This is a genomic window from Terrisporobacter hibernicus, assembly GCF_020809405.1.
Lineage (GTDB): Bacteria > Bacillota > Clostridia > Peptostreptococcales > Peptostreptococcaceae > Terrisporobacter > Terrisporobacter petrolearius.
This window is the reverse complement of sequence record NZ_CP081135.1, coordinates 2526630-2540546: the sequence shown is the minus strand read 5'-3', so window position 1 is coordinate 2540546 and position 13917 is coordinate 2526630. Positions and strand designations below refer to the sequence as shown.

The 13917-nt window shown below is 26.9% G+C and carries 10 protein-coding genes; 2 read left to right on the top strand and 8 right to left on the bottom strand.

Translation table 11 applies throughout. The features are described 5' to 3' along the window. Window positions 1–32: 32 nt before the first annotated feature. Window positions 33–221, bottom strand: a complete 189-nt coding sequence (locus tag JW646_RS12405; protein ID WP_148556009.1) for an EscE/YscE/SsaE family type III secretion system needle protein co-chaperone — start codon at window positions 219–221, stop codon at window positions 33–35. A gap of 144 nt (window positions 222–365) precedes the next feature. On the opposite strand from JW646_RS12405, the gene JW646_RS12400 reads away from it, so the two are divergent. Both JW646_RS12400 and JW646_RS12395 read left to right on the top strand, forming a co-directional pair. Next, window positions 366–800, top strand: a complete 435-nt coding sequence (locus tag JW646_RS12400) for a MarR family winged helix-turn-helix transcriptional regulator (protein WP_228415338.1) — start codon at window positions 366–368, stop codon at window positions 798–800. A gap of 16 nt (window positions 801–816) precedes the next feature. Beyond that, window positions 817–1383 (top strand): flavodoxin family protein, encoded by a 567-nt coding sequence (locus tag JW646_RS12395; RefSeq protein ID WP_228415337.1) that lies wholly within the window; start codon window positions 817–819, stop codon window positions 1381–1383. 309 nt (window positions 1384–1692) lie between these two features. On the opposite strand, the gene JW646_RS12390 is transcribed toward JW646_RS12395, so the two are convergent. The 7 genes from JW646_RS12390 to JW646_RS12360 form a co-directional block, all read right to left on the bottom strand. Then, window positions 1693–2298: a GNAT family N-acetyltransferase gene (locus JW646_RS12390; protein WP_228415336.1), complete on the bottom strand. Its 606-nt coding sequence runs from the start codon at window positions 2296–2298 to the stop codon at window positions 1693–1695. A gap of 146 nt (window positions 2299–2444) precedes the next feature. Next, the gene (locus tag JW646_RS12385; protein ID WP_228415335.1) at window positions 2445–4754 is read right to left on the bottom strand and encodes a DUF2357 domain-containing protein; all 2310 of its coding nucleotides are present in this window, start codon (window positions 4752–4754) and stop codon (window positions 2445–2447) included. Then, the gene (locus JW646_RS12380) at window positions 4726–6075 is read right to left on the bottom strand and encodes an McrB family protein (RefSeq protein ID WP_228415334.1); all 1350 of its coding nucleotides are present in this window, start codon (window positions 6073–6075) and stop codon (window positions 4726–4728) included. Before JW646_RS12380 ends, JW646_RS12385 begins: the two co-directional genes overlap by 29 nt. Window positions 6076–6119: 44 nt before the next feature. Beyond that, window positions 6120–6437: a hypothetical protein gene (locus JW646_RS12375; RefSeq protein WP_228415333.1), complete on the bottom strand. Its 318-nt coding sequence runs from the start codon at window positions 6435–6437 to the stop codon at window positions 6120–6122. A gap of 94 nt (window positions 6438–6531) precedes the next feature. Further along, window positions 6532–8685 (bottom strand): DUF262 domain-containing protein, encoded by a 2154-nt coding sequence (locus JW646_RS12370; protein WP_228415332.1) that lies wholly within the window; start codon window positions 8683–8685, stop codon window positions 6532–6534. A gap of 37 nt (window positions 8686–8722) precedes the next feature. After that, on the bottom strand, window positions 8723–12994 hold the full coding sequence (locus JW646_RS12365; protein WP_228415331.1) for a hypothetical protein: 4272 nt from the start codon (window positions 12992–12994) through the stop codon (window positions 8723–8725). Between the two features lie 24 nt (window positions 12995–13018). Further along, on the bottom strand, window positions 13019–13858 hold the full coding sequence (locus JW646_RS12360; RefSeq protein ID WP_228415330.1) for a hypothetical protein: 840 nt from the start codon (window positions 13856–13858) through the stop codon (window positions 13019–13021). Between the last annotated feature and the right edge of the window lie 59 nt (window positions 13859–13917).

The following is a 13917-nucleotide window of genomic DNA, read 5'->3' as shown; positions in this document are numbered from 1 at the left end:
AGGACTATGGATTATCATTAGTAATTATTTCATTATTCTGTATAATTTTGACAAGCACTATTTGCTACAGAAACAGCATTGTTAACTGCGCTTAAAGCCTTTTCTATTTCTTGTTTATTGTTTGGTTTTTCAACTGTACTCATAGCTTGATTTAAAGCATTTTGAGCAGTTGATAATTGAGTGCAAGCACTTTGTAATTGTTCTTTTGCATTCATTTGCATATATATCACCTCTTAAATATATTTGTACTATGTATGTACGATATTATTATTACAATAAAGATGTATTCTTATTCATAATATAGCATTGTGTTTTTTAGTACTATATAGTACTATATTTTTATACTAATTATAGGAGTAAATATTATGAACAATAAAATAGGTGGATTATTAATAAGTAAAATAAATTTTTTGTCTGGTAGATTATTTACAAAGATAATGAAATCTACTACAAAGCCAAACATAAATCATGCTCAAGGTAAAATATTATTTACTTTATATAAAAATAATGAAATGGCTATTAATGATTTATGTACTGAACTATCCCTAAGTAAATCAACATTAACAGGTATGTTAGACAGACTATATTTAAATGGATACATATCAAAGCAAACTAGCACAACTGATAAAAGGATAACTTTAATCTCTTTAACAAATAAAGCAATTCCAGAGATTAATATTTATAAAGAAGCAGTATCTAAAATGGAGAAAACATATTATAAAGATTTTACTAATGAAGAAATACAACAATTTGAAGATTATTTAAAACGAGTTTATAAAAATTTGGAAGAGATAGATTAAGTATGGAGGATATTATATGAGTAAAATAGTAGCATTTGTAGGAAGTCCTAGAAAAAATGGTAATGTGGATACAATAATTGAAAAAATTTTAGATGGAGCTAACTCTTCAAACTCAAACATAAAAAAATTTTATCTAAATGATATGAATATAAAGGGATGTCAAGGATGTCTATACTGTAGAAATGTACATGATTGTGCAGTTAAAGATGATATGCAAACAATTTACAGTGAAATAAAAGATGCTGATTATGTAATAATAGGATCCCCCGTGTATATATGCCAAGTATCAGCCCAAACTAAACTTATGCTAGATAGGTTATATCCACTGACTACAATAGACAAAGGCAAGCATATACCTAGGTTTGGGAAAAAGAAGTTAATAATGGTTTATACTCAAGCAGCTCCTTTTCCATTCTTATTTAAGAAATATTTTAGATACACTTCAAAACATCTAAAAGGAATGGGACTTGAACACTATAAAACATTAATAGCTACAAAAGCATTTGATAAAAACTCTACCAAGTCAAATAAAAAGTTATTAGATAGAGCTTATAAGCTGGGTCTTAGTATTTCAAATAAATAAAATTATTTTTGGTAAAACACTTTACAATTACATGGAAGTGTCTTACCATTTAATTATAAATGATAATTATATTATGAAAATATAAAAAAGTCAGAAGGCTTCCACCTTCTGACTTTTTTGTTTTTTAACCCTTAGAAAAAAGGTAGCTTTGTTTTATCATAAGAATTAAAACTTACATAGTATTCTACTTTCCCCAAGTATGAATTATGTTATTAAAAGATGGCCTTGCCATCTTTTTTTCTTTTACTCTTTTACATATTAGCTTTCTTAATACTACCCTATTATTTAATTTAATATTTGGTGTTGGGTTTACTCTTTATCATTAGGCTTTCTTATCATGCAATATTGTGTTAACTTTTCATATTGTTGCTTCTTTACTACTTCAAAACCAAAATGTTTGTATATATGAACATTCTGAGGATTTTGTGTTTCCAATGTGACCACTATATTTTCCTTGTCTGCCTCTTCAAAAACACTTTTTATTATTTTTTTAGCTAGTCCTTTATTTCTATGTTTTTCATCCACAACTATTAGGTCTATATGTATAAATTCACCTTTTACAAATTCATCTATCCATGCTGATGAATTGTTGTATATGGCTTTCCCAAATCTTATAAATTCCTTCATTGATATGTGCTTCGTCATTGATATAAGCTTTGTTGAGTATTTTATTAAGTTATATAGTTGGGTTGATTTTTTTATATTGTGTTTATTGTAGAAGATGTATCCTATGGCCTGGGCATCTTTTGATGGTGATACTATGGTTCCTGTTGGGTACATATTTGTGTAGCAATAAAAAAATTCTTCCAGTGCTTTTAATCTTGTTTTGTCATTTGGCAGTATGTAAGTGTATAGTGTGTCATCATAAAATTCTTTTGCTAGTATTTTTGATATATCTCTTTTTGATATGCTCAAATCTTTTTCTGTATATAAAATAATTCCAACTCCTTATTGTGTTTTTAATTTCAATTGTATGGTAAAATACATTTTTTCTTATTATTTGTATTGTAAAATATGATTTTAGGGTGGTATCTTTTTTGATACACCCTTGCACATGCGGTTTATAGCTGCTCTACTTCAACTAATCTGTCGTTTAATCTAATATCTCCATTATCACAAACTTTAATAAAGTTTTGCTCTAAATAAAAACCCTCTTTAAACTTTTTCAAAGTCAAAGATTTATTTTTACTTATTCTTTTCAATATTTTATAAACTTCAATTTCTCTTCTGCTCTTCAGTCCAAGTTCATGTATTGTACTGGCATTTTTCAATAAATATAATGTAGTATAATTTACACTAAGAACACCATATTCTACTCCTGTAATAGGTCCAACTTTTTCAAACTTTTCTAAGTCAAATCTAAGATAAATATCTTTTTTCTTATCTTCATCACAATTCAATTCAACACAATTACCTCTTTCATAAGTGTAGCTATCTTTTATTTTGGCATAGTAGTAAATTCCACTACCTTGGTCAAACTTGCTCGACTGATAAAAAGCAAGATACTCAACACCTATTTTTACATTAGATAAAGTCTTCTTAGGAATGTGATAAAATTGATTTTTCCTGTATATATTTAAGTGCTCCTGATCCTTAGCATTAACAATCATCACATTTTTATTTTTAAATTTATAATAATCTCCCTCTTCATCAAAGATAGGATTATTATTCACCGCCTCAATATAAGACTCTCCTATAATTTTTGCAATCTGCTTTTTCATAAGAGACGTTGATCCTGGAAGCATAGGTATAGCTCCTATATTAACTTTTTCAATACTATTGTAAAATTTATGTTCTTTGAACTTTTCTTCGTCACTACAAGGAAACATGACATAGGCTCCAAATGTACTGTACTTAAAATAGTCTTCTTTTTTATTTTCACTGACAATGGAATCTCTATATCTATGCATAACATTTATATCATCTTCCATCGGGCCTATTTGTCCATTATTGTCTACAAAAATCCTATATTTTGCATCAAAAATATAAACTCTATCCTTTGTTTTATCACCTTTCATGCAGATAACAGTATCTGGTCTTTGGTTTGTAGTAGGGAGTCCATAATATGCCTTATTGTACCAAAGTTCTAGTTTATTTCCCAAGAAATTTTCATAAATTAACTTTGACTGTTTATTATGTGCCACAGATAAGGTCAATCCATTGGAATTTACTTCTATCAATGAAGAGTTTTTAGGCTTATATCCTAGCTCTTTTATGATTGAATGTATTTTTAAATAACACCAAATTTCATATAAATTCCATAATTTTTTATTACTTATTTCATGTAAGCCTTCATAAATATCCAGTCCCTTTGACAGTAGATTATAATAAAAATAAACTTCTTTATAACCACTAGCCATTTTGAAAACTAGTGTCATAGATTCTTTATTTTTTATATCACTAATATCTCTAAAAAATCCATTTAGGTGATTGTTTAACTTATTTTCATACTTTGATAAAATTTCATAAGAAACATGATTTTTATTATACTTGTGAGCTATAGTATTTTTAGTTTCTCTAATTTTAATAAGTATTCTTTTTATCATATATTTTACATATTGATTTTCATAAATATCTAAAGTAGTTCTCTTTTTCACTTCTATAACATTTTGAGACTTATTTTTTCTAAGATATTTAATAGTTTCTTTTACATCAATTCTCTTACTTTTATTTCTATGCTTTAACTGAAACTCTTCAATTACATTATGCTTTGGATGCTTCTCAATCCTTCTAATAGACTTGTCCAAATTATCATAGATATTATGAAGAATAGCTATAAATTCAACACCTGTTTGCTTCTTAACATCAACAATATTAACTTTTGAAAAAGTCTTATCTAAATAATCAAATACCAAGGACTCAACTTCTTTATTAATATCCTCTAGTATGGCATTATAATCATTCATATAGTCTAACTTTGTGGGAAATACCTGTATTGTAAAAGACAACACATCTTTATTGTTTTTCCTTATATTAAAAGTAGAATAACCTATATCCCCATTAAACTTAAAAGATCCAAAGGCATTTCTCCCTCTGTAAGATATGTTTTCTCTTATTTCCTTACTATGATGATAAATTTCAAATTTCTCATTTGTGTTATTTTCTAAATATAGATTATAAATACCATCTTCAAAAAAACTTGGCATCATGAAATTACTCTGATTTTCTTCCAGTTCATTATAGCTATTTATTGTGTAAACTTTTAAGTTATCTAAATCAGTACTTACAGTAATTTGACCACTAATATTTTTATTGTTGTTGGTAGCATTATACTTTTTATTTTGGCTATTCCCATCAATAAACACTGTAAAATCAGACGTGTTTATTTGCAAAATATCATTTTTAATACCAGTAACTTGCATATCCATCATAATTGTATCCTTTTAGCATATATACTATTTTCTCAGCACTTTTTCTATATCTAACATTAGCAGACTGTAGGTAATTTTCTGCTTCCTCTATGTCAGAATCATTTAAGATTTCTTTTTCACAGATAAAGTTGAATAGATTTATTAAAATCTCTTTTATTGAATTTTCACTACCATTTATAGCTGGTAATACTTTTTGCATGATTTGATAGTCAAAAGCAACATCTTCAGATAATAAATCTACTTTTTTGTTTTCTATCATATAGAAGAGAATTTCATCTCTTACTCTGTATGCAAACTGCTTTTGAGACTTACTTAAAATATTATTAATCTCAATAATTTTTCTATTTATCTCTTTAGCATAATTCCTATATTGGGGCTCTATATCAACAGTTTTTAAGTAATTAGATTTTAGAAAGTCATTATAGATCTCAGATATTTCTTCAACTTCCTCACTTTCATTCTCAAATAAACTTTCTAAGCTTACATCTGAGAACTCAATTGTATTGGCTCTGTCTAAGACTTTTCTACTAAATTGAAATGTGGTATCATCCATGTTTACAGTTCCTATTAAATAAAGGTTTTCTGGAAGTTTTAACCTATCTTCATCTTCTATCTCATAGTCGTAGATTAGGCTATCAGTTACTATAATGTCTTCCTCTTTTCTTCTGCTCTCTATAACACTTAGGTAGTCGCTTAGATAGTACTCTACCCTTGCCAGATTCATTTCATCTAGACATATGAAGTAAGGCTTGTCCAAGTGCTGTGAGGCTTCTTCTATGATTTGTGTTAGCTTTCCTTTTATAAACTTACTTTCTAGGTTTTTGTAGCCTATTAATTCTGTACTGTCGTTCCAGTCAGGTCGTACGCTTATCATGTTGTATTGGTTGTTTTCCACTGTCGCTCCTAGAGCCTGAGCAAAGAGTCTTACTATTTTTGATTTTCCTGTACCACTTATTCCTGCTAGTATTACGAAAGGTTTTGTTTTTAGGGATAGATAAAAGTTAGAAATTAGTTCGCTTGAATAGATATAACCACAAGAAGCTATATAGTTTTCTATATATTTCATTATAAATTTTATATCTTGATCTAATTTCATAGTATTACTACCTTTATTTTTTATATGTCTGCATGTACAACTTTTAACCGTTCTTCCATCTAGTTTTTGACTATATATTTTCCCTCCAACTTCATATTCGAATATTGCACCACAATCTAAGCATTTTGCTTTTGCTGGATTAGATGGGCCGTTCCATTCAATAAATTCTATATTATTGCTACATTTTCTGGCTTTTAATTCTGCTTCTTCCTTAGTTACTTTCATTTTTCCTAATCTCTTTCATTATTAATTAATTTTTTGTACTATACTTAAATAAATTCTATCCTAAATTTATTTTCTTCCAAAAGTATTAGTTTCACTTTTGGTGGGTTATTTTTTCCCCATCTACCTTTATTATTTTTAATTAACCATTTTCCTATTTCTTTATTAATTATTTCACTGCATCCACCCCAAAAAGATCTTTTATTAATATTAACTTCAATAAAATTCTCTTCTCCTTCAAGAAGTATCTGTAAATATGTCCATTCTTTTTTTATGTATTTATCTCTATCTCTTTCATCAATTTTTATACCGTATCCAGCACCCGTTTCGTAATATTTACCATTATTCCATATAGTTCCTTTCATTATTCAATCCCACCTTTTATTAAATATAGTATTTTAATAAAATTAATAAGGCAACAATAAATATAAATCTTACCGTTGCCTTATTAATTTAATATTAAACATATTTTAAATTATTCAGTTCCTGTTTCATATCTCGTAGTATTTCATTATATCTACTTGTAACCACTCTTTCATAATACTGTTCATCAGACTCATCTTCTTTTTTATTATAATTAATATGAATTGGTGAAGGTATACAATGACCATATATAGATAACTGTCCTACATATTTAAAATATTCACTTTCATTTTTATCACTTATTATATTATTTGATATATTTGTAATTAATGTTCTATTCAGTGGCGAATTTAATATAAAACCTTGTTTTGATCTAATATCCTTCGATGATTGACCTATTTTTGTAGCCCCGCCTAATGGACATATATGATGATCCTGTACTTCTAATTTAATCTCTTTGTTTTTATTCTGAGATTTATAAGTTTTACCTGCAGCTATATCCCATGCATTTAAAATTAATGATTCTTCTAAAAAGTCTTTTGGTTGTTTACTTAATATATACTGTAGAATTCCATCATACATTGCATTAGGAATCTTACAGCTTAAACTCTTATATATTAAAGTATTCAAATCGGAATATTCCCCGGCATTTAATACATTTTTCTCTCTGTTTTTAAATGGATTTTTATCAGTTGTTATAAATGTATGAAGTTGTTTTATATCCTCAATGCATTGTTCGTTTTGATTTGCTCTATATGATCCTCCAAATAGAGAACTCCAATACCAATATTCTATTTTATTAATAACTCTATGATCATTCCAATATTCATCATTACGCAATATGTATGCGATTGGTAAAATCATTAACTCATATGGTAGTTTCGATTCTTTTATAATACCACATCTATACTGTAACAATGCACATGCTCTTAATAACGATTCTATTGTAATGTTTGTATTTGTATTAATTTTTTCATAATTAATATCTAAAATTTTATTTTTCTTAATATATTCTAAGGTTATTTGATCAATACCATTTTCATATTCAAAATATGAAAATATTGATAATAAATTTAGATATTGATTTTTAGTAAAATTGCATAACTCATTATCTTTGTTTAATTCCATATTTTTAGCAGTCCATTTATTACTATTTATACTATATAGTCCATTTGTTATAGAATTTGGAATATACATTTCCTTATTTATCTTTTTTAATATTCTATCAGTTAATGATTCTAAACCTTGATTATGAGCAGCTTTAGCTACTACTAAATCATATGTTGATAAAGCTGTTCCACCTTTATTAACTCTCTCAAATGTATAAATAGCTCTACTCATTTCTTCTTTTACCAATTGAATTATTGGTATTTCTTTTTCATTTATTTTATTTAAGAACTTTATAATGTCAGTTATCCAATCAATCTTTAAACTATTCCATAATTCACTTATTTCTTCATCATCACTATAATCTGGTATTACATCTCTAATATCTAGTTTTTTATCCTCAACTTCACTCATTAGCTCAGCTATTCTAGCATCAGCAATTTTTGTTAATGTTTTATAATGTAATGTAGAGCTTTCTTTTTCACCAGTTTTCATAATAATAGAATACAAAGCTACTTTTCCATCCATTGCTGCTTGATTACTAATAATATTTTTTCTTGCACTTACTTTTACATCGTTATTTTCATACCATTGATCTTTTTTATATTCTGGATGATACCATTTATCATAATCATTTTTATTTAATACTTTATATTCAACAAAATTAGATATTTCACTAGGTGTATAATTCAATAACTGTAAACTATCAAACTTTAGTTTTTTCCATCCAAATATATCTGACTCATTTTCTTTTGGTATAATCCTTAGAAACCATCTAGTTCGTAATTTAGGGTATAAACTATTAAATGTGCTTTCCCATGCATCAGGCTTGTCAAAAAAATCTATAAACATACTTTTAATTGTTGATAACCTTTGTTGTCCATCCAATAAATATAATGTGGAATCTCTTTTTCTCTCTTCAAATGGTTGCCTAACACATAATTCCTTTGTTGCAAAATATCCGCTTTCCCCATTTAGTATCAATAAACTACCTACAGGTATATCATATAAAATTGATACTAGTAATTCTTTTTGATTGTCTGGCCTTTCCCATACATATTCCCTTTGAAAGTTAGGAAGTAAAAGTTCATTTTCTTGGCTCTTCATTATTAAATCTTTAATAGTTGCTTTTGTATATTCCATATATCCCCCAATATATTGTGATTTTTAGTTTTTAATACTATTTATTTTCATATATAAACCCATTTAATAATCTTAAACATTCAGCTTTTTTATCTTCTGAAAGATCTGTAAATATGCTAACAATGCTCTCTATTTGTAAGTTGTTTACTCTATCTTCAATTTCTAATTTAAATTCATGATATAAACTTATTGTTTTTTCAGTAAGATACTCTGGAATACCTCTAGTCTCTTTGATCCATGAGAAACACTTTTCAGAAGTCCAATTTTCAATTTCACGTTGATCAAAGCTCAAATGCATATCTTTCCATTTTTTATTAAGTTTTTCAATTTTTTCTTGAATATCTTTTATATAACCATTTATTATATCTATAACACTCAATATCTGATCTTCCTCATATTCAATATATTTATCTTTTAATAATTCTGCGTCCTTTATTCTTTCATTAAGGCTTGATATCATTTCTATATCTTTTATATCATTTAAAATATTTTGTATGACTTCACCTGTACATTCAATATCAGCTCTGTCAGTTTCTCTTAATTTTTTTTCTAAAAGAGTTTTTATATCGACTAGAAGGTTATTCGCGTCCCTTATATTTTTTAATTCCAATGATCTATCTATAATATCCATAATACTATCTTGAATTTTATTAATGTATTTTTTAATTTCTTCTAACTTTATATTTATAGCAACTACAAAAGATTCTTTATCTCCTCTAACTATATAATTATTATCATTTATGGTATTAATATATTGTTTACCTTCTTTATCCCATGCTAGTAATTGTTCTTGAGAAGTATACTCACCTGGCTTTATTGTACCTAGAAACTTTTTAATATCCTCTTCCATTGACTGTCTCTTAGCTATTAGTTTTAAACTTTCTAACTCTTCCTCTAGATTTGTTCTAGTTTTTCTAGCCAGTTCTAAATATCCTAATTTATCTAAATCTTTTCTTAGGTTATTCATCCATCCTTCATATTTTGTCATTTGTCCGACACTTCTACATTTAGCTGTTGATAAGAATTTTTCATATCTAAATTCTATAAATTCTCTTCCTTTAGCTGCTAATTTATCAAATGTATCCATTTGCTTTTGATTATATTTATAAGGTAGTCCCTCTTCTATAATATTAGATTTTTCTTCACATTCTAATATTATAGGAGTTATATATTTAAAGTCTAGCTCCTCTATTCCTCTTTCTATGCTACCTTTCATTTTTGCTATTTCTCTTTCAACTTTGTTGTAAACTTGTTCTCCTTGGTTAACTATTCTTCTACAAGCTTCAACCTTTGCCTCAAATAGCTCTGGTGGCTCTTCCTCTGATAATAATGCCTCTAATTCTTTTTTAAGGACAATACAGTTACTTATATCTACATTCTTTTGTATCTTTTCACATATTAATTGGTATCTTAATAAATACTGATCTAAGTCAATTTTTTCTATTTTTGTATTTCTTAAATATTTGAAATCAAGTGTTTTTTCCTTATAGAAATTAGATGCCCAATCTATAGTTTTTATAGCTTTTCCATCTTGGAACACTTTAATCTCTATACTTTTAAATATAATATATACCGCTATAGCCAATGAGAATGAATAGTCATTTAATCCATAAGGTGCTTGTACATATTTTAAATATAAATCATATAACCTTACACTATCGTTAACTTCTAAATAACTGTCTATCTCGTCAAATAGGCTTTTTAGCTTAATATTTTGTGGTATAGTTATTTGATAATCATTATCTAGTACTCCCCATCCAAGTAATTTATTTTGTAAAACTATAGATAGTCTATTCTGTACCTCTTTATTTTGTATTTGGATCCATTGATAATTTAATTGATTTGATAATATGCCTTTTGATAATGTTGCGTGTATTTTTTTTGCTGACGCAACACTTTTTTTATCAAATCCATCAAATGGAAATGAAATAACCTTATTGTAAAGTGTATTAAATTTATTCCCACATAGTTGTTTTAATCTCATTAATGATTTTTCTACTCCAGAATGGCCTATTATCATTCTCCCTTTTATCATAGTTTCAAAAGAATTCTTTAATCCTTCCTCTGTTTTATTTATGAATGGATTTATAAATTTTGAAAATTTTATTTTTTCTTCTTCTGTAAATTTAGGTATTATACTCATATCTACTAACAGGTCAAAGAATTGATTATCTACATCATCTAATAAAACCCATACTATAGGATAGTTGTTTAATTTAAAACTAGAATATAGTTCTCTTAATTTATTAGTGCTATCTAAACCATAACTAGGATTATTATATATATAGATTAACCTTCCTTTAGGTTTATCTGGTGAAGTTGAGTTTTGTATATCTTTTATTAGGTTATCTACAAATACCTTATCAATTCTTTTAGCTGTAACTATATCTTGCTCATATAGCCACTCATTAGTTTTTATATTATTCTTTTGACCAAAATCAGTTTGAAAATTAGAGTTTAGACTAAGTTTCTCCTTTATATCATTGTTAAGAAGTATTTCTACATCAGGATTATTTATTGATAATTTTTTCTTCTTTGTAAACCTTTTAAAATCATTTATACCAGTTGCATCTTCTATAAAGTCAAACGTATTATTTTTTTCATCATATTCTATTACACCATAACTACGTTCTAATTCTTGTAATGCAGATTCAATAATATCAATTTTTATTCCTGTTACATATTTTAATGCTACTAATACGTCTTCTCTGTTAACTGTTTTGAACTTTCCTAATTTAAGTATTAATATCCCTGCTAGAACATCAATTTCTAATTTTGATAATTTTTCACTATATCTTATATATATCTTGTCATAAAGAGTGCAGTTTTCACTTTTTTGCCTTCCTTCATTTTCAGCTAATAATAACTCTTTAAAGAATTCACTCTTTATTATCTCAATTGGCATAACTTTTGGTAGTTCACCTAATTCCGTTAATTCCTTATTTTCAACAAGTTCAAAAGTTCCCAATAAAAAGTTTATTGCTGATCTTTGTTGATACCAATCAGATAGATAATTAAGCATCCAAGTACTAAGTGGACTAAATGGATATATTCCTTTCAAGATAACACCGTCAAATTTCTCCCAATTATTCCATACGCCTCTTGATTTTGATGACGGTAACCATTGAGATAAATTTTCAAACAATAATTTATTTTCTTGCAAATTTTTTTCTTTATTAAAACTATTTAATATATATTTATCATGCAAATGATTATCTTTTACCTTTATTAAATTTGCAAATATTGTTTCTAAATTAGATGACAAGTATATCTTTTCTCCAGCCTCGTACCTACCTATATATCTACTTATATTAGATGTTTTATTAACTCTAGATAAATATGTCTTTAAATCTGATTGTATAAATCCTACAAATACTATATTATTATTGCTATCCTGAACTACTTCAAATATTTGTTGTAAAGCTGAGTCACCTGCTCTATTTGGATAGTCTGAAGCATATTCTATATATCTACCAAACTCATCAAATAGTATTAATACTTTATTAAATGGGGCATTATCTCCACACATTTTATCAACAAGTTTACCTAAGACATCTGCTGAAGATACACCTTCATCCCATCTTATATAACTTCCTGTAACATAGTTGTATACTTCATTTATACAGTCAAATACTTCGTCCTTATATATATTTTCAAGTAAGTAATTTTTCAAATTAAGTACATTTATATTTAATTTCTTTGACTCTTCTTTAAACTCACTTTCAAAATTATCAAAGTTACGCTCTACAAATAATTGAGCAATGTTATATGCTTTAGTATATTCAGAGAACATTTCTTCACCATATCCATAACGTTTTAATACTCTCTTAGCTGTACTAAGTATTTCGTAGTTCAAATTAAAATCTTTCATCCCATTTAATACTATTACTAAATTAGGCTTAGTCGTTTTAGATTTTATACTATTTGCTATATTAATATCTGCTGAGCTTATATTTCTTAATATTTTATTATACGCTATACCATCTTGATTGCTAGAAAATAGTTTTCCTAAAGTTACTGCTAAATGTGACTTACCAGTACCATATCCAGCAATTGTTAGTAATATAGGATTTCCTTCTTCATCATACAATCTATTTGAAATCATTTCTGCATAACTACATGTATCCATCAACTTATGAGATTTAAATTCTACATCATCTTCTGTTACTCCAAAAAAATTAGGTCCATGAAATATGAAGTTTTCAGATATAATATCTGATTTTTCTTCACTATAATACCAATCTGTTTGAACTGCTCCACCAAAAACCACATCTTTTTTTAGAGATAGAATATCTTTAATCTTTGCCATTTTACCTACTCTCCCCACTAAGGATTATATTAACAACGAATATATACTATCAATTATATCTTCACTGTTTTTATTTATTATTATTGTTATTGGATTTAATTGTCTATTTAGATTTATTATGCTCAAATCATTTAGTTTTTCTAGTACCAATATAGACACTTCCTCATCCCATATGAATCCTTTTCCCCAAGAAATATCTTGTAATACTTCGTTTATAGTAAATTCTTTTCTTGTGTTATCTAATTTTTCTAATTCACTTATCAATGTATATGCATAAACATATATATTTTCATCATTATAAATATTTTTATTAAGCTTTATAATATTATCTTCTTGTTGTTCTTCTATATTAGCAAATTTTAAAGTTGCCATAGATTTTTCACTATTATAACAACTTCTAAAAGCTGTCAGTTTTATCTGTATTCCAAATTCTTCATACAAATCTTTTGTAATTAAACTTTCTTTTATCTCATTTCCATATCTTTCAGGAATTTCTCGAATTATCTTATTCCACATTATTGCTCCACAAGACTTAGACGTTAAAAAATAATTGCAAATAAGCTTGCTAATATCCTCTAAAAAATAAGGATCTTCACTTAATATTGTTCTTCCTAAATTAGTAGATTTAATTTTGTATCTTGCACTTTCCTTTTCAACATCTATTACATTCATAAACTTTGCATAATGTATGTGTGGCTCAACTTTCCCACTGCTAGTACCTGTTGGTATTCCAGTAATCTCCGATATTTCTTCTTTAGTTAAACCTTCATATTGGTCAGCTATTTGAATTATTTTCGCTATATATTCAAAATCAGGACAAAAAGATGCATGAAAATTTAGATTAGTACTTTGTTTTTTATCCATATATTTATCTCCACCTATCTTTTTAATACCCCCCTTGTTATGTAAACAAAGGGGGTATT

What these genes read in the sequence shown, in the direction of transcription:
- JW646_RS12385 (WP_228415335.1), bottom strand. Translation starts at nt 4,754, where the DNA reads ATGATGGATATGCAAGTTACTGGTATTAAAAATGATATTTTGCAAATA.
- JW646_RS12400 (WP_228415338.1), top strand. Translation starts at nt 366, where the DNA reads ATGAACAATAAAATAGGTGGATTATTAATAAGTAAAATAAATTTTTTG.
- JW646_RS12360 (WP_228415330.1), bottom strand. Translation starts at nt 13,858, where the DNA reads ATGGATAAAAAACAAAGTACTAATCTAAATTTTCATGCATCTTTTTGT.
- JW646_RS12375 (WP_228415333.1), bottom strand. Translation starts at nt 6,437, where the DNA reads ATGAAAGGAACTATATGGAATAATGGTAAATATTACGAAACGGGTGCT.
- JW646_RS12380 (WP_228415334.1), bottom strand. Translation starts at nt 6,075, where the DNA reads ATGAAAGTAACTAAGGAAGAAGCAGAATTAAAAGCCAGAAAATGTAGC.
- JW646_RS12370 (WP_228415332.1), bottom strand. Translation starts at nt 8,685, where the DNA reads ATGGAATATACAAAAGCAACTATTAAAGATTTAATAATGAAGAGCCAA.
- JW646_RS12395 (WP_228415337.1), top strand. Translation starts at nt 817, where the DNA reads ATGAGTAAAATAGTAGCATTTGTAGGAAGTCCTAGAAAAAATGGTAAT.
- JW646_RS12365 (WP_228415331.1), bottom strand. Translation starts at nt 12,994, where the DNA reads ATGGCAAAGATTAAAGATATTCTATCTCTAAAAAAAGATGTGGTTTTT.
- JW646_RS12405 (WP_148556009.1), bottom strand. Translation starts at nt 221, where the DNA reads ATGCAAATGAATGCAAAAGAACAATTACAAAGTGCTTGCACTCAATTA.